This is a genomic window from Paenibacillus sp. FSL R7-0272 (assembly GCF_037969905.1).
Classification (GTDB): Bacteria; Bacillota; Bacilli; order Paenibacillales; family Paenibacillaceae; genus Paenibacillus; species Paenibacillus polysaccharolyticus.
Map to the genome: position 1 here is coordinate 940,206 of NZ_CP150221.1, position 22,045 is coordinate 962,250.

General features: G+C 47.3%; 11 protein-coding genes. 6 read left to right on the forward strand and 5 right to left on the reverse strand.

Going from position 1 to position 22,045, the window contains the following annotated elements; all coding sequences use genetic code 11:
* Positions 1–88 precede the first annotated feature (88 nt).
* Positions 89–1,825 (forward strand): ABC transporter ATP-binding protein, encoded by a 1,737-nt coding sequence (locus MKY23_RS04150; protein WP_336121114.1) that lies wholly within the window; start codon positions 89–91, stop codon positions 1,823–1,825.
* Positions 1,818–3,635 carry an ABC transporter ATP-binding protein gene (locus MKY23_RS04155; protein WP_339835535.1) on the forward strand — a complete coding sequence of 606 codons (1,818 nt, stop codon included), beginning with the start codon at positions 1,818–1,820 and terminating at the stop codon, positions 3,633–3,635. Before MKY23_RS04150 ends, MKY23_RS04155 begins: the two co-directional genes overlap by 8 nt.
* A gap of 109 nt (positions 3,636–3,744) precedes the next feature.
* On the opposite strand, the gene MKY23_RS04160 is transcribed toward MKY23_RS04155, so the two are convergent.
* A complete protein-coding gene (locus tag MKY23_RS04160) occupies positions 3,745–5,556 on the reverse strand; it encodes a flagellin (protein ID WP_339835538.1) in 1,812 nt (603 codons plus the stop codon).
* Positions 5,557–5,761: 205 nt separating this feature from the next.
* Positions 5,762–7,297: a carboxylesterase family protein gene (locus MKY23_RS04165; RefSeq protein WP_339835541.1), complete on the reverse strand. Its 1,536-nt coding sequence runs from the start codon at positions 7,295–7,297 to the stop codon at positions 5,762–5,764.
* A gap of 199 nt (positions 7,298–7,496) precedes the next feature.
* On the opposite strand from MKY23_RS04165, the gene MKY23_RS04170 reads away from it, so the two are divergent.
* Entirely contained in the window at positions 7,497–8,333 is an 837-nt protein-coding gene (locus tag MKY23_RS04170; protein ID WP_251510786.1) for an AraC family transcriptional regulator, read from the forward strand.
* A 200-nt stretch (positions 8,334–8,533) separates the two neighbouring features.
* Here the strand turns inward: MKY23_RS04170 and MKY23_RS04175 are convergent, their stop codons facing one another.
* Positions 8,534–9,703: a glycoside hydrolase family 27 protein gene (locus MKY23_RS04175; RefSeq protein ID WP_221788444.1), complete on the reverse strand. Its 1,170-nt coding sequence runs from the start codon at positions 9,701–9,703 to the stop codon at positions 8,534–8,536.
* A gap of 671 nt (positions 9,704–10,374) precedes the next feature.
* Between MKY23_RS04175 and MKY23_RS04180 the strand changes: the two genes are divergently transcribed.
* On the forward strand, positions 10,375–11,547 hold the full coding sequence (locus MKY23_RS04180) for a DUF4317 domain-containing protein (RefSeq protein WP_090923180.1): 1,173 nt from the start codon (positions 10,375–10,377) through the stop codon (positions 11,545–11,547).
* 106 nt (positions 11,548–11,653) lie between these two features.
* On the opposite strand, the gene MKY23_RS04185 is transcribed toward MKY23_RS04180, so the two are convergent.
* Together MKY23_RS04185 and MKY23_RS04190 are read right to left on the reverse strand one after the other, a co-directional pair.
* Positions 11,654–12,772, reverse strand: coding sequence for a response regulator (locus MKY23_RS04185; RefSeq protein WP_339835550.1), 1,119 nt, complete (start codon positions 12,770–12,772; stop codon positions 11,654–11,656).
* Entirely contained in the window at positions 12,769–15,906 is a 3,138-nt protein-coding gene (locus MKY23_RS04190; protein WP_339835553.1) for an ATP-binding protein, read from the reverse strand. The genes MKY23_RS04185 and MKY23_RS04190 overlap by 4 nt, the downstream gene beginning before the upstream one ends.
* A 220-nt stretch (positions 15,907–16,126) precedes the next feature.
* Between MKY23_RS04190 and MKY23_RS04195 the strand changes: the two genes are divergently transcribed.
* Positions 16,127–16,840, forward strand: a complete 714-nt coding sequence (locus tag MKY23_RS04195) for a serine protease (RefSeq protein ID WP_339835556.1) — start codon at positions 16,127–16,129, stop codon at positions 16,838–16,840.
* Positions 16,841–16,862: 22 nt separating this feature from the next.
* Positions 16,863–22,028 carry a hypothetical protein gene (locus MKY23_RS04200; RefSeq protein WP_339835559.1) on the forward strand — a complete coding sequence of 1,722 codons (5,166 nt, stop codon included), beginning with the start codon at positions 16,863–16,865 and terminating at the stop codon, positions 22,026–22,028.
* The last annotated feature ends 17 nt before the right edge of the window (positions 22,029–22,045 follow it).

Here is a 22,045-nt window from a genome sequence, read left to right on the forward strand (position 1 = left end):
CTATACAGTTTATAATACAGCTGTTCTGACCGCCGATCTACCTTTAGATCGCAGATCAGCGTGTTTATTTTAGATGAGGAGAATGCTTATGGTCAGGAAATTACTGCAAAGTGTACGTGAATATAAAAAGGATACGTGGCTGACGCCTTTGTTTTTACTTGGTGAAGTGGCCATGGAAGTCATTATTCCGCTGTTTATGGCTGAATTGATCGATCAGGGGATCACGGGGGGCCAGATGAATCAGGTAACCAAGTACGGCTTGATTCTGGTGTTGTTTGCCCTGGTGTCTCTGGTCTTTGGAGCGCTGGCGGGTAAGCATTCTGCGATTGCGATGTCGGGGTTCGGAAAAAACTTGCGTTACGACCTGTTCCGTCATGTGCAGCAGCTGTCGTACTCCAATATGGATAAATTCTCGACTTCAGGGATCGTCACCAGGCTGACTACGGATATTACGCATGTGCAAAATGCATTTCTGATGATTATCCGGATTGCCTTCCGCAGCCCGGTCATGATGATTTTTGCAACGATTATGACGTATCGTATCAGCCCGTCCATCGCTACATGGTTCGTGATTGTTATACCCGTGCTGGCAATTGGCATGATGATTATCATGAAGTATTCTTTTCCGATATTTGAGCGTGCCTTTGACAGTTACGATGATCTCAATAAAGTTGTGCAGGAAAACGTACGCGGTATCCGGGTTGTGAAATCCTATGTGCGAGAAGAGCGTGAGGTATCCAAGTTTCAGGTCGTATCCCAGCGAATATTTGCACAGATGGCTAAGGCAGAACGCATTCTGTCGTATGAACTTCCATTGATGCAAATTGTGATGTATGCCGTGATGCTGATGATCTCATGGATTGGAGCCAAACTGGTTGTGGGTGGAAACATGACTACCGGGGAGCTTACGAGTGTATTCGCGTATTCCATGCAAATTCTAATGAGTTTGATGACGCTGGGTATTGTTGTCATTATGGTTGCCATTGCTCGGGCTTCGGCGGGAAGGATTAATGACCTGTTAAGTGAACAGCCGGACATTACCAGTCCGGAGTCACCCGTTACAGAGCTACACAACGGGGAGATCGAATTCCGCAATGTGTCCTTCCGTTACTCAGGCAAAGCCGAGAATTATGCCCTGTCTGGCATCAATCTGCAAATTTCTTCGGGACAGACGATTGGTATTATTGGAGCTGCGGGCAGTGCAAAATCTACCTTGGTACAGTTGATTCCACGTCTATATGATGCGAGTGAGGGTGAAGTGCTTGTCAGTGGTGTCAATGTGAAGGAGTACGATCTAAGTTTGCTTCGCAGCCAGGTCGCGATGGTATTGCAAAAAAACGTCCTGTTTGAAGGCACGATTAAGGAGAATCTGCGTTGGGGCAATGAACATGCTACCGATGAAGAGTTGATCGAAGCGTGCAAAGCAGCGCAGGCACATGAGTTTATTTCCACGTTTCCGGATGGATATGACACTCATTTGGCACAAGGCGGTACGAACGTTTCGGGAGGTCAGAAGCAGAGACTGTGTATTGCCAGAGCTTTGCTCAAAAAACCGAAGATTCTGATTCTGGATGACTCTACCAGCGCGGTAGATACACGGACCGACGCATTAATTCGCAACATTTTCAAAGAAAGCATACCGGATACAACAAAAATTATCATTGCCCAGCGTATTGCATCTGTGGAAGATGCCGATCAGATTGTCGTGCTGGATGAAGGCAAGATGGTAGATATCGGAACCCATGAGGAACTGCTGGGTCGAAATACAATTTATCAAGAGGCTTATTATACACAGACGAAAGGCGGTGAAGCACTGGATGGATAACATTCAATATGGCCGGACGATAAAACGTCTGCTAACCTACTTTAAATATTACAAATTCAGAACGACACTAGCGCTGATCCTGGTGCTGGTGAGTTCTGCCGTCTCTGTTGCTTCAGCGGCCTTTCTGCGATTGCTGATCGACGACTTTATTACGCCGCTACTTGGAAATCAAAATCCAGTATTTGATGCCTTGTTACAGGCTTTAATCATTCTGGCTGTGATCTATGCTGCTGGAGTCATCAGTACATTTGTCTCGAAACGGCTGATGATTACCGTCTCACAGCAGATTATGAAGAGGATTCGTGACCGCTTATTCGATCACATGCAGAAGTTGCCGATTAAATATTTTGACCGTAAAGCCCACGGGGATATTATGAGTCATTACACGAACGATGTGGATACGCTGAACATGATGCTGACGGATGGATTGCCCCAGCTGTTGTCCACTGCCGTGACAGTGGTGGTCGTTCTCGGTACGATGTTGTTTCTTGATGTGCCTTTAACGATCGTGGTTGTGCTAGGTGCACTCGCGATGCTTTGGGTTACCAAAACCGTCGGTACCAAGGCAACCGAGCATTTTTTTCAGCAACAGGAGTCTATCGGGGTTGTGGATGGATATATCGAGGAGATCATTCATGGGCAAAAGGTAGTGCAAGTGTTTGGTCGCGAGCAAAAAGCGATGGAACAATTCGCACATCTGAATGATAAATTGTTTGAGGACTCGGCGACAGCTAACAAATATTCGAATATTCTCATGCCAATCAATGAGAATCTGTCGACATTAATCTACGTGCTTGTGGCTATTGCGGGCGGAGCTATGTCCATATCGGGCTGGAACGCCGGTCTGAGTCTGGGGATTATTGCAGCTTTTTTGAGTTTATCCCGTAATTTCACAATGCCGATTGCCGAAATCTCCTCGCAGGTCAGCATGTTTGTCGTAGCTGTTGCAGGGGCTCAGCGGATATTTAACATGATGGATGAACAGCTTGAAGCAGATGAAGGCCGTGTGACCTTGGAGAAAAACAAGGATCAGGCCGGATGGGTCTGGAAACTGGAGGACGGAACAAGCGTTGTTCTGAAAGGCAAAGTGGAGTTTAAGGATGTCAGTTTTACGTATGACGGAAAGAAACAAGTGCTCCAGAATATTACGTTATATGCCAAGCCTGGACAGAAGCTTGCGTTCGTGGGTGCAACGGGTGCAGGCAAGACTACTGTAGCCAACCTGCTCAATCGTTTCTACGATATAACTGAAGGTGAGATCATCTATGATGGCATCAACATTCAGCGTATTCGCAAAGCAGATTTGCGGCGTTCCTTGGGAATTGTACTGCAGGATACCCATCTGTTCTCGGGTACGGTCGCTGAGAATATTCGCTACGGAAGGCTGGAGGCCAGTGACGATGAGGTCATTCAGGCGGCGAAGCTGTCGTATGCGGCGAGTTTTATTGAACGTCTGCCTGACGGGTATGAGACCTGGCTGGATGGTAACGGCAATGGACTGTCACAGGGACAGAGCCAGTTGCTAGCGATTGCCAGAGCAGCGATTGCGAGTCCGCCGGTCATGATTCTGGATGAAGCCACTTCATCTATCGATACACGTACCGAAGCGCTGGTTCAGAAGGGGATGGATAATCTGATGCAGGGCAGAACGGTATTTGTCATTGCCCACCGTTTGTCTACCGTGCGGAATTCCGATGCCATTATGGTGCTGGAGCATGGTAAGATCAAGGAACGTGGCGACCATGAACAGCTGTTAGTAGCGAAAGGTACGTATTATCAATTGTATACTGGAGCTTTTGAGTGGGATTAATGTTTAACGTAGTATTTAAGCATCGAAGAGTATACTAGAAAGCAACCAAGATCAAAAGGGGTGTCCCCAAAGCCTTATAAATGGCTTTTGAGACACCCTTAAATTTTGTTCACTGGTGGAGTAATTGTAGAACGGATTGAGGGCTTTGATTCGATTGTGTGAGCATGGCTTGTGCAGCCTGCAATAAAATATTTGATTTTGTATACTCTAACATTTCTTTGGCCATGTCTGCATCTCTAATTCGAGATTCGGCATTACTCAAATTCTCTGAAGCATTACTTGCATTGTTTAATGCATGTTCCATTCGATTTTGGATTGCACCGTATATTCCACGAATACTGGAAATTTTGGAGATGGCTTTGTCTACACGAGATAATGCTTGTCCTTGAATAGATGGTGGTAACAAGCCCATCGTTGTAATGCCTAACTCATCAGCCTGCACGTTGAATAAAGGGATATCCATATGTTGCCCTTGATTTGCTCCGGCTTGGACCGTGAGTTTCGGTGTGATATAGTCTATGTCTTTGATCTCGACATTTGTAGTTGTTTCTATGCGTGTAGACACTTCTGCTTCGTATGTACGTTCAAATACATCCAAATTTAATGAGAAAGGACCGTAATTGAAAGTAAATGTTAAACTTGAATGAGAAGGGAGGTTAACATCCCAATCAAAATTAATTGTGGGTTGTCCCCCTGCGGGATTATGAATTGCAAGTTGGGTTGGTGATAGAGATCCGAGTGAATCATCGAACGTAATACTAGCATTTGCTTCCGTTCCTGTCATCGTATATGTTGTATTCCCAGATGGAGAATTAATAGATGTTACACCATTGGGGATAAGTAGCCCATTTGCATCTGTCATCACTGAATTATCAGGCGGGTTAACCAGGTTACTTAGCTTTACGTTCGTATCCGTTGGATTTCCGTTATTTATTATATATTCGATTTGCATCGAATTATCTGGAAGTATAGTCCGGAGTCTTTTTATCGATACATCGGTATTTGGAAACCACATATGATCCCAAGCCGGAACTGTACCGGTATTGCTTCTAGATGTATACTCCACTGGTCGCATTATGCCATCCACTTCTACATTCTCACTCATCATGCCATAAACACGGCCGAATGTTTTGGGGCCAAACCAAGTTGAGTTCATTCCCGAAGCATACCAATAGTCTGGTGCTGAATATTGCGGATCGGTTGTAGGTGCTAACGTTTCATATACTGAACGCTCTGTATCTGTTTTAGTTGTTGTATAAGTATCCACATTATATTCGTTGTAACCTTGTCTCAAATCCTGCGATGTTATCGGAGTAATTACATTTGTGTTTGTATATGTCTGAGTTGTAGATGACGTATTAGAATTGCTAGTCAGGTGTCTTGCTTCTGGGGGTGTCCCAGAGGCTGCATAAACTACAGTTTTCTGTACGGTTGGAATTGTAGGCGGCTCACTAAGGGAAGTGTTTGTGCTGGAACTTGAACGATCCGCCAGTATTTCATAATCATCTCTTGCCAACAAGTTTATTGTGTTAAAGCTTGTGCTTTGGGAAATATGGTTTACTTCATTCGTAAGCTCTTGAATCTCACTTTCAATCATCAGACGATCGTTATTGGTGTATGTATCATTTAGACCCTGAACAATTAGTTCTCTCTGTCTTTGTAAAATAGCTGAAATTTCTTGCAGTCCACCTTCTGCTGTTTGAACAAGAGAAATCCCATCCTGTATATTTCGGTTTGCTTGGTCAAGTCCCCGAATCTGTGCCCTCATTTTCTCGGATATTGCTAGTCCTGCTGCATCATCAGACGCACTATCGATTCTTTGCCCAGAAGATAGTTTCTGTAGGTGGCTAGAGTTATTACGAGCGTTTTCTTGAATTCTCCTATGTGCACTAGTAGCCGCTAAGTTATGCGAAATAATCATATGTTATACCTCTATCTAAAGTGGAGTAATATGATTAATTTTACCATGGTAGAACAGGGATAGTCTATTGATTATGTGATTTTTTTGTAAATTTAGTGTGTAAATTTCCTAATAAACGTGATGTCTCCACTAAGATAATTAGCTCAGAAAGAAGAGGGCCATGCGCCACCGCACAGCCTATTCAGAGAAGAAAATGCTACACGTATTAAACCACAGGTTCATTTTGTTTTTTGAAAAAGTATTCAATGATCAATTCAAGCACAGGTTCCGGTACGGCACGCTGTAGCTGGGCCAGATCACCAAATTCCATGCGATACGGCTGCTCGGTACTGCTCGGAATCCAGTAGGGAAGTGGTTTACCGGTAGAGTCCAAGCCGTTGGGATCACCTGTTGCAATGAAGTTCGAGAGATAGTTACACATCTGGCGTGCCAGATCATAATGTTTACCCGTGAAAGGACGCCAGCATTTGGCGAGTGTTTCAAAAAAGAACCACAGATCGACCGAATGGAACGTGCCTGGTTGATCCCAGCCCGGAATGTCTGCGTCGAAATTATAATAATAGAGCGGTGTTTCCGACGGATGACCGCTATTAGAACGGATTACAAGCCGAATCGCATGTTCAATCATGCGCACAGAAGCCAGCTGTAAGACATGATCCAGATCGCCAGTATCGGCTTCACATCGCTCTAAAAAGGAAGGAGCATCCTCGCCAAATAGCTCTGTAGCCATCTGTTTCAGTTCCTCCACACTGTTTACCGCAGGCCGGGTCCAGAACTCGGAGGACGTATGCCCAAGCATGACAGGAACAAGTTCACGCTTATGTTGCATGAAACGAGTGAACGGATCACCTATACAGAACTGATCATCAATGACCGTTCCCCAGAAGCTTCGATATTCCAGAATTTTATCCCGTAGTGTGACGGCATCCAGCTGTCTGGCTTCATCCAGAGAAGATACACCAAGGAAACGAAAAAATTCAACGCCTTTCTGCTCGGCATCTCGCAGCGTACTGCGAACAGCGGGTACAGGAACGTTTGGATATAACTCTGTTGCAATACCGCTCATGATGACAGCACGCTGAAATAGGCCTTTATTTTGCGGAGAGGTCATCTGACTAAGAACACTGCCACCGCCAGCAGACTGTCCCCCAATTGTAATTTGATCCGGGTCACCGCCGAACGCGGCAATATTACGCTTCACCCAGGCTGTTCCTGCCTGCTGATCCAGATGTCCAAAATTCGCCGGTGCGTGAGGTGACTCCGCACTGATCTCTGGATGGCACAGGAAACCAAATGCATTCAAGCGGTAATTGATGGTCACGACCACAATGCCTCTGCGCGCAATGCGTTCACCGTCAAATTCCATCTCGGCCGTGTGACCGACTTGGAGCCCCCCACCAAAGTACCAGACAAAGACCGGTAGTTTCTCATCGGTTCGTTTGGCAGGTGTCCACACATTTAGATACAGACAGTCCTCATTCATCGGCAGATCAGGATCAACCGCCCATTCTCGCGTATAGATGTTATTATCATCAATGACGGTTGGTGCCTGCATGGAGGTCGGTGCAAAATCAAAGGCTTGCAGTACACCATCCCAATCGGAAGCAGGCTGTGGCGCACGCCAGCGATTCCGGACTACAGGGGGCGCGGCGAACGGAATACCTTTAAAGCTTGTAATACGTGGATCTGCGGCAGGCAGTCCCTGAACTTGACCATTTTCGACCGTAACAGTTCTAAGCAACACAACATTCTCCTCTCTGAATTGAACATCGTTCATGTATGTCGATCCAAGATGTTTGGTTGCGCTTACAAATCTGCTGGGCTATATGCCCTCTGTCTCTATCATAAGCAACTTGAAGCGTTGTTTCCAGCATCGAAATTAAACCAATAACCCCTCATAATGATATATAATGACTGGGATCACGAAAGGAGTTGCTGACGTGGACACATTATGGCGAGACGGGGGCAGGGCGAACCAGATTTTTTTTATCAGTGGCGGACACAAACCTGTAAACCTTCATCAGTGGGGACCAGGTGTACGTGACGTCTATGCGCTACACTACATCATTCGAGGGCAGGGTACACTGGAAACCGGAGGCAAGCATTATCGGCTGGTTGCCGGAGAGAGCTTTATTATTTTTCCGCAAAAAGAAATCTATTACTACCCCGACCCGGCGGACCCGTGGGAGTACGTATGGATTGAGTTCGACGGACGAAACGCAGGGCGAATCGTAGATTTGACACAACTATCGGTTAAGCACCCTGTACTGCCGGCCGCACCGGAAACGATGGAGATGTGGTTTCATTTGGCCTGGAATGCAGGTGCATCACCAAGTGAAGTATTAAGAGCGGATGCACGTTTGCAGCTGTTACTGTCCTATTACATTGAATTTTTTCCGAGCGAGAAGCAGACAGAAACCAGAGATGAGGTATGGATGGCGAAAACCTATATCGAGCAAAACTACTGGCAATCATCCTTGACGGTAGCAGAGATTGTACAGGCCGTAAATCTGGAGCGAAGTTACCTGTTCCGCAAGTTCAAGGAAGCTACAGGTGAATCGGTGTCAACGTACATAACGGCATGTCGTATCCGGCGTGCCTGCGAGCTCCTTGAGTCATCTCAATTGTCCATTCAATCCATAGCATATTCGGTAGGATATAATGATCCGCTTTATTTTTCTAGGGTATTCAAAAAGGCAACATCATACACGCCATCTGCATATATGATGTTGCACCAGAAAAAAATAACTAGTAAGACATTTACAAGTAACGTTTAGCGAAAAAGTGCACAGTTCCCGGACTCACGGAAGTAACGAATGAGCTTCTCAATCGGCTCCCGCCCGCAATTCAGCTTCACCCCAAGACAATCAATGCAGACAAATTGCCGGGCTGTTAATGAGACTAATTTCAGATAGATGCCGACGTCGTCGGAAGTGAGCGGAACCTGACAGGTGGTGCACAGCCGGCTTTGTGCCATTTATTTCACCAGTTTGGCTCGCACGACGAGACAATCATGGGCCGCTACGACGGGAGCATAACGCTCGCGGAATACACCGAGTTCCTTGTGCTCCCAGCAGTCATAGAGAGACAGGGAATAGCCTGATGCGTAAGGCAGTCCCATATCCCAAAATTGCAAGGATAGTTCGCGCTGGCTGTCGCTCAGATTGAAGAAACCAATCGCCAGATCACCATCCGTAAGCACCTTCACCAGCATGAATACATCATCGGTATGGAACCATTGCGGCTCAGGTTTGATGCGGTAAGCCCCGCGTGCCTCTGCGTCCTGATTAATGGCAAGCAGATCGGGGTTCAGCAAAATGTCCTTGGTGACCTGATTGGCCTTGCGTACATCACATCCAATCATAAGCGGTGAACCCATCATCGACCAGAGGGAGAAATGGGTTTTGTACTCAATATCGTTGCAGCCACCAATGCTACCGATAAAGTCATTGTTACTTCCGCCGTACATACCAACGATGAGCATATCCATATCATTGTGGCAGAAGGAGCCCGTATAGCTTTGTTTTCCGAGCTGTGAAAGAGCCAGCTCTTTGACCGAATCCCAGTTATCACGGATATCCCCGGTGGAACGGTACATATGGGCCCCTGATTCACGAATCCATTCGTAGACATTGTCCTCTCCCCAGTTGCAGGCGGAGAAAAGAATATCGCGGCCGCAGTTTTTGAGCGCAAGACTCATGCGTTTGTATAACAATTCGCCAGAGATATGGCGCGGCTTGAAGCAGTAGTCATATTTTAAATAATCCACGCCCCACTCGGCGAATAACGCCGCATCCTGAAATTCATGCTCGAAGCTGCCTGGATACCCGGCACAAGTATGTGTTCCGACACAGGAGTACATGCCAAACTTCAAACCTTTGTCGTGAATATAATCTGCAAGCGCCTTCATTCCACTCGGGAATTTGGCAGGGTCTACGACCAGATTGCCGTCCGCATCCCGCTCCTTCAGGCTCCAGCAATCGTCAATGACAATGTACTCGTACCCGGCGTCACGGTATCCTTCCGTTACAAACACATCGGCAACATCCCGAATCAATTGCTCATTGATGTCCCACGTAAACGTATTCCATGAATTCCAGCCCAGCGCAGGGGCAAATCCCATCATTGCATTGGTGTTAATACTCATGATCTGACTCGCTTCCTTCCTTGTCCTGATTCCTATATTTTTTGAAAAAAACCTAATGCCATCTTCTCCATGTTACAAATAGGGGGATTAATTATCATGTATAACTATCATGAACTTAACGGATTAAGGGCATTTCAACCATAGTCTGACGTTGCTTGAACATGGACAAATGTTGTTTAGGTTAAAAGGAGTAATCTGGGAGTAATTGTGTTGTACTAATTAAAACATCAAATCACCATGTTATAATAAGGACATAAAGAGCTTATAATGCAGAAGGAGCCGTGCGCGAACACGACTCCCCATGCAATAGCCGCTTTAAAGGGCGGTAGGCTTTTAAGCAGAGGTACGAATCATTGGTAGACCGCATCCTTGGCTCGGGGGGCGGTCTACTTGTCTTTATTGGACAGTATTGCTGTAATCAGCAAACCAAAGGTAAGCATCAGCATCAAGGATTCAAATACTGTCACAAGGCATCACCTCCCTTCCGGGAGATTAGCCGACCGACCATATAGCCCTTTCCATTGCCATGCGCCTGAAATGGCGTGTTTTTTGCTGTTTTACAGGGCTATGTCCTTTACAAAACCACTAACATTAAACCTCCTTCTGGCGAAGCTTTTTTTTATCGTTTATACTTGTAAAGCCAATTTACTTGAGGAGTTGTCTAACGAATCATGAATAAAAAAGAAGTCGCGCACATTCGCAAACAATTCAAGCTGGATCATGACCTGCTGAACATTTACGACATCCTGAATGTCTATATTACGAAAGAAACCAATGAAGTTTATCACTGGGAACGCCATCCGTTTGAACTGGTGGATCGGGAGAAGCAAGAGTTATACATGGGTAATTTCAAAAAATTGCTGACAGGTGAACTGGATCAGAAACTGTTCGAACTGAAGTTCCAAGAAGAAGCGGAGGAGCCGGCACAGGTGATGCTTCACCAGGCACTCGTCACAGGTGACCCGGATGAGTGGCAGGATCTGATGCTGTTGCTTGTCGATCGTATGATGGCTGATGCCAAGTATGAACGGGATATGGTGGTTACGTTTATTAAAGGGCAGTATTATCTGCCAACGAAGGCGAGAAATGAGGCAACAGAGGAAAGCGAGAAAAATGAGGTCTTTGCTCATCCCTTCATCCTGTGTAGTGTGAATTCCACGGAGAAACAGCGGAAGACGCTGCTCTTTGACTATGTAGAGCGGGAATTCAAGTATAACATCATCGTTGATCCGATCATCAAATTAAGCACGCCGGAGCAGGGTTTCCTATATCCAAGCGTTACGGACAACTATTCCGACGTAAATCGTGTGCTGTACTGCACGGGCAAATCCAATTTCCCGGACCCTCATTTTGTTGAAAATGTGCTGAATGGGGAACGTTCTGTGACGGCCTTGGAGGAGCGCGCAATATTCGAGGATATCGTCAAAGAGATCACGGGTGAGCAGATGGATGCCACAACCCTGGCTCATGTATATGAAGAGATCAACCGGGTTATTGAAGTGAACGAGGAATCCCATGAGGAAGAGCCACCGAAGTTGGATTACAAAGACGTAGAACGTCTGCTTACAGCCAGCGGCGTAGAAGAACTGACCACCGAGAAGGTGGAACGTGCATTCGAGACAATCGTCGACAACAAAAACTATGAACTGAAGGCGAACAGCGTGATGCCGAAGTACACTTCCAAATCAATCAAGATTGATACCAAGGTGGCGACCATCTCGATCAGTCCGCAGGATCTCAAATATGTGAGACAAGTCAACTATCAGGGAAGACGCTGTATTATGATTGAAGTGGATGAAGATGCGGTGATTGAGGGATTCACGCTGGCTACGGAGAATCTGTAAATAAACTTCAGCTTAAACATTCAAAAAGCCCAAGCTTGCGGTCATTCCGCCAGGCTTGGGCTTTGTTGTCTTGGTCTGTTTGTCTCTGTCTTTGTGTCTGTCTCAGCTAAGATTGACGGAACAACAGCTGAATATCGGCTGCTGGGCGGGAGCCAAGCTCCTCGTGAAGCGATTCCTCGAGTAACTGGTATTGCCACTGGGCTTCAGTCCGCCGACCCAGCGAAAGATAGATCACGATTTTTTCACGGTGAATATCTTCCCGAATCGAATCGATCTGCAGAATTCGATCCAAATAATGAAGTGTACGGAGGGGTTGCTTTTGCTGGATATGATATTGAGCAGCCGTTTCCATCATTGTGATGAAGTCCCTCTCGAGCTGTCTTGACCATGCGAGTGCCCATTCATAATGCCGCCCTTTCAAAAGTTCACCCCGGTACAAGGTGTCTATTCTTTCGAACATTTCAGGTGAATAGGTTGAAGTTTGACGGATCTGGCGAAATAACGCTTCAAACTCATACAGATCACAATCGATGGAATCCCGGTCAATCCGAATCCCGTTGCGATCCTTCTGGATAAGGGGAACATCGCTGTTATCTCCAACCGCACGCCGGACGTAGTAAAGTGTTGAGTTGATATTAGTCCAGGCTTTCTGCGGACTGAGATCCTTCCATAACGTATCAGCCAGTACATCACGGCTAGTCGACTTCGCACATAAAAGAAATGCGAGTAACTCCTCTGTTTTCGGCGTTCGTAGCTTCACAGGGATGTCCACATTCGCTCCATCAAGCACGGTAAATTCGCCTAACATCCGCACAGTCAGACGTGGGGATGGGGATACCGGCTCCGATGAGATAGCTGTGTCCCGGAGAAGTTGCTGCAAGCGCTGAATCGTACGACTTACACGCTCGGCTGTCACAGGTTTGATGATATAGTCGATGACTTCTTTTTCAAAAGCCTGTACGGCATATTCCTCATATCCTGTCACCAGCACGATCGGCAGGGAGGGGTGATGCTTGCGCAATTCGCCGATCAGTTGCATCCCGGAGATTCGTGGCATGGTAATATCCAGGAAAGCAGCATCAAAACTGTGATTTGCTGCATATTCGCAAGCTTTCTCGGGATCATGGAATACTTCGCATACCTCAATGGCTCCACTTTCAGTCAAAATCCGTTTTAGTCGTTTGAGCGATAGATCCTCATCGTCTACGATGATTACTTTTATCATGTAATGTACCCCCCGTTACCCTTCATACTCTGGTGTTGAATGGGAAGATCGAGCGTAATACGGGTTCCTTCACCATCATGACTTTCCATCCGAAAATCCCTGTTATACAGCAGTTTGAGTCGGCTGGATATATTCCATAAACCGACACCTGTGCTACCATCGGCGACCTGGCGGAGCTCTTTCATTTTCTGTTTTGTCATACCTATGCCGTTGTCTTCAATGGTAAATCTGGTTTCCGTTTCGCTGAGATTGCGAATAGATAGCATCACACGGCCGCCGCCAACACGGGACATTAGACCGTGCCGAATAGCATTTTCGATCAAGGGCTGCAGAATCAGCGGCGGAATCTGCATAGTTCGATCCACATCAGCATCTACATCGATAATGACTTCGAGTCTTGATCCGAAGCGTGCCTGTTCAATGGCTACATAGGCCTCGATCATACCCAGTTCGTTCTCCAGGCTGGTTTTGGAATCCAGATGTTTGAAGTGAACACTGCCCCGCAAATAACTGGATAATTGTAAAATCAATCGTTCTGCCTCATCTGGCGCATCCACACATAATTCGGCAATGGCATTCAATGCGTTATACAGAAAATGCGGGTTAATCTGGGACCGCAAAAAGGAAATTTCGGCATTGCGTGCAGCCTGAACAGATGTTTTCATCCGGGTTAGACCACCGATCCGTGCAAGCAATTCCTCCGACTCAAAAGGCTTGGATACAAAATCGTTGGCACCTTTCTCCAACGCAAGCTTTAATTGATGAGCTTTATTGCCTGCGGTTAGCATGAGCACAGGGAGTTCGGAAGGGGAGAAGCGCTCTCGAATCCGATCGAGCAGTTCATACCCTGACATGCCTGGCATCATGATATCGGCAATCACCAGATGCACGGCAGGAAGTTTGTCCAGCAGCATCATTACCGATTGGGAACGGGATGTAACGGCATAACTGTATCCTTCCAGCTTCAGCAGACCCACGATCGTTTGCAGATTGGCCGCATCATCGTCAACCACGAGAATCCACTCATTCCGTACCCCTTGCATAATGACAGGTTCTTCATACCTCAGTTCTCGATTTCCCGAAACCGTAGGCGCCATGCTGAAAGGCGTCACGTTGGCACGTTTCTCTTTTTTACCTTCAGCCAGTGGGAACGTCAAAATAAATGTGGCGCCTTGACCCAGCGTTGATTCGGCGTGAATGGTTCCTCCGTGCATCTCAACAAGTTTGCGCGTGATGCTTAGACCCAAACCTGTGCCTCCGGCAACCATTGGCCCCGCGTCTGCTTCCTGTTCGAAAGGCAGGAAGATATGCTCCAACTTGTGGGGGCTGATGCCGCGTCCCGTATCGGTAATGTGCAGTGCTGCTTTTCCCTGAACGAGTGTAGCACTTATCCGGACAGAACCCTGTTCCGTGAATTTGATGGCATTGCCGATCAGGTTGTGCAGAATCTGAACAAGACGATTCCCGTCTGCATAAATTGCCGGGAAATAGGCTGGGATGTCGTTGATCAGTTCCACCTTTTTGGTACCAAGCAGGAAGGAGTGCATGCGCAACACCGATTCGACATAGGAGGACAGGTCTGTGGCTGAGCGGTGCAGCGAGATGTCCCCGTGTTTCATTTTGGAATAGTCCAGCAGCTCATCCACTAGGTACGTCAAACGTCTTCCACTGCCCGTCACAATCGCCAGATTATGTGCTTGTTCATCGGTGAGCGGGCCTTCCGAACCTTTGAGCAGACTTTCGCTAATATTAACGATGGCATTGAGCGGTGTTTTGAGCTCATGTGACGTGTTGGAGAGAAAATCATCCTTAACCTGATCGAGTAGCAGAAGCTGATCCTTCAGAGATCGAACCGTAAGATAGGCCTCGAAGAGCCGCAGGACGGCTAGAAACAACATCAGGATACTGAACAATACGATACATACCTGTCCGATATTAACGTTTTCCTTTAGTGAGATCGAGAACAGGTTGATGTCCAGACAGTACAGCGTGATACAGAGCATGGCTGCGTACCATAGAAAGCTTGATAATCGTTCTCCTTTCTCGCTAAGCACAAACCGCAAAGCACATTGCACCAGAAGCCATAGCAGAATCAACGTGTACAGTCCGATAACATAAGGTGCGGTTAGCACGTAGACGGAGATAGGAAAGAGTACGAGCAAACTGATATATGCGCCAAAAATAAACAGCGTTACAGAAGTGAGAACCCCTGAGAACATGCCCGTTCTGAAACGGTAGAAATAAAAGATCAACAAGCCGAGACAGGCAACGGAGCAAAAATCTTTTAATTTATATAACGTACTAAATGAAAGATCTGTGCTTGCTGCTGCCAATACTCGTTCACTGATCATGCCATTGTAGAGGGCATACAACAGGCATACCAGGCCGAGCAGTAACAGAGAGTCATCCCGGTTTCGATATAGCGCAGATCCCAAATAACTGATGAGAAAAATGATGAATATGGTAGCCAATACAGCCATAGTTGCCAGTTCAATGGCCGTGCGGTTCTGATGGCTTTTTAGCATGGCAGCCTGTTCTCCAAAAAAAAGCGGACCCGAGATGCCTGCATTCGGATAGTCATAGTTGGCGACCCGAACCAGTATCTCAATATCACCGCCATGATACGGGAAAAATGCGATTTGTGGTGAATTGCCTGCCTGGTATCCTGCATTTTTTTCCACGGCTTGTCCGTCTTCCATCAGTTTGGTGCCATTGACGTAAATTTCGCTGGCAAAGCGAATGTTGCTTTTCTTGATGGCAAGAGTGCCTTCAACGGGTGTATTTCTTAGGACAAGCCGGTATGTAGCAAAACCGTAGGACGGTAATCGTTCATCCCCTATCTGAATGGGTCCCCAAGTACCAGGAACCTCTGCATAAGCATCAGGGGATGCTAGTGTTCCTCGTTGTTTTTGATCCGCGATATGAGCTGGAGCTGGCAGTAGCTTCTTCCAATAAAATTCCCATTCACCGTCCAGCCTGATGCGATTCTCAAGTTTCGGATTCCAGGTCGATAGATCCAGAATGCCTTGACGGGCATGGAGCGCGGCAGCTTGCGGTTCTCTTGCCGTGGATAGAACCAGCAACGTAACAGCAAGTATCACGGTGAGAACAACACCTGAAATTCGTAATAACACGTTCTGCTACTCCTTTGGGAGATTACCAATCATCTCTAGTATTCTATCGGCATTGTAGCGGATATCCCCAGGGGGTGCAATTGAATTTCGACAATTTTCTTTGTTTATTTTTTGTTTATTGTAATCTTGTATAATTCGGATGCGTGATATGTCGAAAGAACTTAATAGAAGCATCAAAAGACCTATCTTTACGCAACTATGGACTTATGGAGTGGTGAGCATGGAGAGGAAAATCACAACGGCGTTTTTGCGGAACTTAATGGTTGGGGTAACGGTCTTGCTGCTCATGATTGTGAGTGTGAGCGGGTATAGAGAACCTTCGATTGCTCATGCAGAAGGGAGTACGCAAACCAAGGCGCTTTTTGGAGCCGAAAAGGTCTATTCCTCGGCAGCCCAAGCGGTTTTCTATCTGAAAGCGTATCGAAAGGACGGCACACTTAAGACCGTGGGCAGCGGTTTCCTGATCGGGAACGGGCAAGCGCTCACAGCCGCACATGTTGTGAAGGATGCGGTTTCGTATGAGGCGGTGTTCGAAGATGGCTCTGTGCAGAAACTCAGGGTTCTTGGTGCTGACGAAGATACCGATGTGGCGCTCCTGTCTGTAAAAGATACTGCAAAACGTCCGGTACTTGCATTGTCTGATGACAAACCTTCCGCGAGACATGGGGAGCGGTCGTTTGCGATTGGTTATCCGCTTAAGGATGGCAAGATCATCACGGAGGGCATCGTTAATGCTCCAACGGCTGAGGTGAACGACGTCATTCGCCTGTTGACATCCGCGCAAGTATCACCAGGCATGTCAGGTGGCCCGTTGCTGAACGAGGAGGGGCGTATCATCGGATTAATTTCTGGCTCATTTCGCACCATGAATGGCATCCATATTTGTGTGACGGTAGAAGATATACGCAAGCTTTTGAAGAAATCGAATACATAACGGGGAAAAGGGGAATTTCTGCATGTTCAAAAAGTTAGGAATCTGCTTGCTAGCCGTACTGCTTACGCTGACATCGGTCAGTTGGCCACAGATGGGCACGGTTTCCGCAGCCGCAGGCTATCAGGATATTTGGATACCAAACGGTGGCGGAAAAATCATGAATCAGCAAGATATGTCATCCTGGAACAACAAGATTAAAAATTCGAATGCGAACAGCTTTGGTATCTTTGCTGGGGGGGCGCCGGGAACGTCGGTAAAGAAGGAATATATCGAGGTTTTCAATGCCGGATATATCAAACCGGATGGAATGGCGGGTACAGTGACCGCCAAGATTTCAGTAGCAAACAATCCAACCCTAAGGCGTTTGGCAGAAGGCGGGCAAGCCAGGATGCTCTTTAAAGTTGGTTTTTTCGATCTTTTTCTTGGCGCACCATTAGTGAAAATCAACATTAATGGTAAAGAGAAATTTATTATGTTTGACTATGAAAAATCGGCAAATTCATCGTGGATTGCTTTTGGACCCAATGACACGATTGAAATCATCGTATCTGGTGTATATAAAAGCGCCAGCGACATCGAGCTCTATTTCGCGGACATTACACCACCTACCTATAATGGCAACACATTTACACATAACGGAGTAGTTCGGTTCAATACCGATCCGGCTGTGCAGAAGAATGAACTGTTCCTGAAGCAGGGCAGTTCCATGAATCTAGCGCTGAATTTTAGTGAGCCGGTATTCCCTTGGGAAGCAGAGAATGCTTCAGAACAGGTTGACGGCAAGTACAGCTTTATGCGAACCGAACTGTTCAGTAACCCGGGTGGAGACGGATTTGAACCTTCTACCTACTATTTGTCAAGTGCAGACAGTGGTTACGGTGATTTTGCTTTAGGTGGACTGGATCGGAACACTCAAGCACGCTCCACTTTTAATTTCCGTTATCAGGCTGCGCTGAACGATAGTACGGGTAATATTCCAATTGACCCGAAACGTCTCAGTGCACCATCGGAGGCAGATCGCCCAACCTTTCTGGAACGCATGAATGCGGCTGGTTTCGTCGATGGGGCGGGCAATCCGGTTGCATCCTTTAACGGAATCGGAACGATTCCCTTTGCGGACAACGCACAGCCCGGCGGTACATTCCGTACCATTATCGACGCACGTGTACCCCAGTACTCTGCATCCCGCAATGGCGTGCAGCCAGAGATACTGACAGGACTAGTTCTGAACAAGGGCGATGTCGTTGATTTTACGGTGTATCTCAACGAGCAGGTCATCAGTGCATTTAAACCCACCGAGGATACCAGACTCAAGTTTGCTAACGGATTGACAGCAGCCTATGTCAGTGGTCAGAACACCAATACATGGACATTCCGCATGACTGTGCCAGATGGAAAAAGTATTGAAACATCGCTGCTGGAGACAGCTGCACTGGAACATGCCAGCAATCCTGGAGACGGGAAGGCACTAACAGATTACGCTGGTAATGTGCTCGTTGAACCGGTCAAAAAGATCGCTTGGGCGGATCTGTCTGTGGACAATACGGCCCCTGAAGTGAATTTTGTTTACGAAAATCAGGATGGAGAAGTTATTCCCGAAGGTCAGTACGTGGGGGATGGTTCATTTACCATTCAGGCGTTTGATCCCGATTTGAACGGCCAGCCGAGCAAAGGTTTGTTCCGCCCAGGCAACGGTTCAGGACTAGTATACTACGTGTTGAATCAGAGCCAGGCTGATCCTTTTGCAGGGAAAAATGATCACTTTGCAGCCGTGAAACGATACTCGCTCGCACAGAAGCAGCCATCGGACGAACTGTACTCTTCAGGATATGAAGGCGTGACACTGTCAGCGGGCCAGAACGGTACCAAAGTCGAACTGCCGAATAACGGCACACCCCTGAACGGGAACTGGTACTTGCATACATGGACGGCGGACATGACTTGGGATTCGGCCCGTCAGCGGATGCAATATGACAAAGGAAGCACAGAACGTGCAGCCTATCTTGCCCAGCATCCCGACGCAACACCTGCGGAGCTGGAGGAATATTATCGCTCAAATATACTGCCAAACCTTTCGGATTACGGCAATGTTGCGCAATGGCCGCTGTCTGATTACATGCAGGATGATTCCAACTGGTCGTATCATGTAGGCCTGCTCAAGATTGACAACGATGACCCGAACGTTGAGATCGGCAATATTGTAGATAACAACTCGGACAACGTGAAGATCACCGTCAAGGCAGTCGACCCGACATCTTCTATTAAGAATGATAAGGTTCAATACCAGTTCGTAGCGGTAGGCAAAAATGTGGCTGCTTCTGGCTGGCAGGATGCTGCATTGAATGCGGCAGGCGAAGCTGAAATATCAACCTTGAAAGACCCGGCGATTACCAAAGGCGGTCGTTATGAGCTGCATGTCAAAGCACAAGATGTCGCAGGCCATTCGGCAACGGCTGAACCCAAGGCGGTGGATGTGCTCGTTATTTCTACCAAATTCAAAGCTTACTCAGGTACGTATGCGATCAATGACGGACCGGACTTTACGGTCGCGGGTGTTCCAATCGACACCATTGAATACCAGTACACACAAAGCTCCGAGCGCCCTGCGGGCAACAGCAAATGGACTGCTTTTGAAAACGCACCGAAAGAAACGAAACTGGGCGATGTAGCTGCCGATAAGTACAGCTTCCCTGCCAACCATACGCTGAATGGCACATGGTACGCCCATGTACGCATCAAACAGCAGGATACAGGACGGTATTACTACTATTATCAGGAATACAAGTTTGATCATTTGCCTCCGAATGTAAAATTTGGTTCTGAAGGTTACTTGTATCCGATGCCGGAGCAATCCGTGCAGATCGATGTATCCGATACACTGGTTGACTTCGCCGGGGTGGCTACGAAGAACATTCGTTACCAGTGGATCAAGGTAATTGAGGGACAAGAAGAGAAGGAACCGGACCCGGATGGGAAAGGATGGAGCACATCTCCTGCCGATCGCCTTATTACCCTTCAGGTAGATAACAAAAAGGACAGCGGAAACTATCGCCTGTATGTACACGCTAGCGATAGTCTGGGGAACAGCAAAACGTTCCATACCACCGGTGTATTCTCCGTCTTTTATTTGAGCAGTGAGCCGCCTGTGGGCAGCGCACGTTTGATTCGGACCGAAGGTCCGGGGGATGACGGATATACAGCGATTATGGAATTAACCGTAGATGTGCCAGCACAGGAAGGGTATTTCTACTCGGTTTCCACGAATGGAGGAGACAACTGGAGTACTTGGCTACCTTATACGAACTATGTGGGTGTTCCGGTAGACACCGAAGATCCAGGACAGTTGAAATCCAAGGTTCGTGTGAAATTCAAAGGATTCTATGACAACATCAGTGAAATCGTAACGCCTGAAATCCAGATTCAGAATGCACCGGCTTATGCGCTTGCTTCCCTGGAGCAGATCATGCCTGTTCGCGGCGGAGAGAAAATTCAGAATGGCGGGCAAAACGAAGGCCAGGACATCGTATTTGATCTGGTGGATGGCAAGACCGTGAAGCCGACGGGCAGTAACCCGGAAATGCCGGAGACGCTGGAGGCGAACAAACGCTTCAAGATTTACCGGAACGGAAGTTATTCTTTTACCGTCAAGGATGGCAGCAGTACGGCAACCGTATTTATCGTCGTTTCCAACTTTGATGATACGCCGCCAGTGGTGAATGTGAAGTATTCCACCATTGCTGCGACGAATGGAACGGTTAAAGTGAGTCTGAAATCCAGTGAACCGATTCGGATCACCAATCTGCCGACATCGTACAAAAATTTCAAAGAAAATGGAGAATTTACATTTGAGTACGAAGATGCGGTGGGTTTCACCGGAAGTATAACCGCTACAGTGACCAATATTGATACAACACCGCCAGAAGCGGATATTACGCTACATTACAATCATCCAGACCTCAAGGCGCTAATCCGTTATGGAGGCGGTACGGCTGTGGTGGACAGTGCAGGGGACGGTTATAACGCGAGCGGGGAATTTACTCATTTTGCAGTCCCGACAACAAGCAATGTAATTGCATCGAATCTGATCGTGGCTCAGGTATTGCCGAAGGCAGGACAGGTTCCGGACTATCAGATAGTTTCGAACAGTGCGGGCACCAATCAATCCTCGATTGTGATGACTTCGGGCAGCAAAGCACGTTTCATATTGGCGGATGCCGCCGGGAACAGCGCGAAAATTGAATCCGAAGCGATCTCAACACTGGTCGGTTCTATCCCTGCTGTAGATGAAGTGACGATGGTTCGGGTGGATAACGACGGACAAGTCATCGATGGTAACAAGCTTGTGCAGATTGGGGATCAGGCTTATTCCAAAGGTAAGGTACGTGTAGGTCTGGCGATGCCAGCATCGGCAATTGAGGGCAATGTTATCTATGCTGGAGCAACACCGGTAACAAGTTTTAGCGCCGAGTACGCAACCAATGGCGAACATTCCATCTTGCTCTCGGATCTGCTTGGCAACAAGAGAGAGGTTAAATTCACGATCGAGGGTCTGGATAATACGGCACCAACGATTCGATTGAACAAAGCCTCCACAACGCTGTTGCAAAATAAACCAGGCTTTGACCTGGCAGCTGATCTGGGTGGTTGGGTCGTGAGTGACAATCTATCTCCCGCAGAGAACATTCAGGTGACGGCTGCAGAATACGTACTGGAGGGTGGGAAATACGTAGACAAACCGCTGAACCTGACGGTTACGGGAAAACACACCCTGCGTTACACCGCCAAGGATCAGCTCGGTAACGTAAGTTACGCCCTGCAAACGGTATTTGTTCGTTCAAGTGATGGCATGTTTGTGACAGCGAACGGGTTGCCACTGTCGGATACTGAATCCGAAACTGCGATCGTAAATACGGGAGTTATTACGTTTAATGTGAGTAACTTCCGCACAGTTGGCTCTGTGGGCGGAACCAAGCTGGAGAATGAACTTGGCACGTACGACGTGTATTATTTCCCGGGACTGGTGCGGGAAGGACAGCTGAAGTACATCGCGACCAAAGTAACATACAAGGACCTGGTCAGCAAAGACTTCAAAGTAACACTGCCCAAAGCGGGATGGTACACCATCGTAGTACAAAATTCAGAGCGCGAACGCGTCTACTCCACACTGCTCGTTAACCGGGCCAATTAGAGAAACGGAAGGGGTTC

Bases quoted from the DNA above. Each gene is read 5' to 3' on its own strand.
- MKY23_RS04200 (WP_339835559.1), top strand. From the start codon at position 16,863: ATGTTCAAAAAGTTAGGAATCTGCTTGCTAGCCGTACTGCTTACGCTG.
- MKY23_RS04150 (WP_336121114.1), top strand. From the start codon at position 89: ATGGTCAGGAAATTACTGCAAAGTGTACGTGAATATAAAAAGGATACG.
- MKY23_RS04185 (WP_339835550.1), bottom strand. From the start codon at position 12,772: ATGATAAAAGTAATCATCGTAGACGATGAGGATCTATCGCTCAAACGA.
- MKY23_RS04160 (WP_339835538.1), bottom strand. From the start codon at position 5,556: ATGATTATTTCGCATAACTTAGCGGCTACTAGTGCACATAGGAGAATT.
- MKY23_RS04155 (WP_339835535.1), top strand. From the start codon at position 1,818: ATGGATAACATTCAATATGGCCGGACGATAAAACGTCTGCTAACCTAC.
- MKY23_RS04195 (WP_339835556.1), top strand. From the start codon at position 16,127: ATGGAGAGGAAAATCACAACGGCGTTTTTGCGGAACTTAATGGTTGGG.
- MKY23_RS04180 (WP_090923180.1), top strand. From the start codon at position 10,375: ATGAATAAAAAAGAAGTCGCGCACATTCGCAAACAATTCAAGCTGGAT.
- MKY23_RS04175 (WP_221788444.1), bottom strand. From the start codon at position 9,703: ATGAGTATTAACACCAATGCAATGATGGGATTTGCCCCTGCGCTGGGC.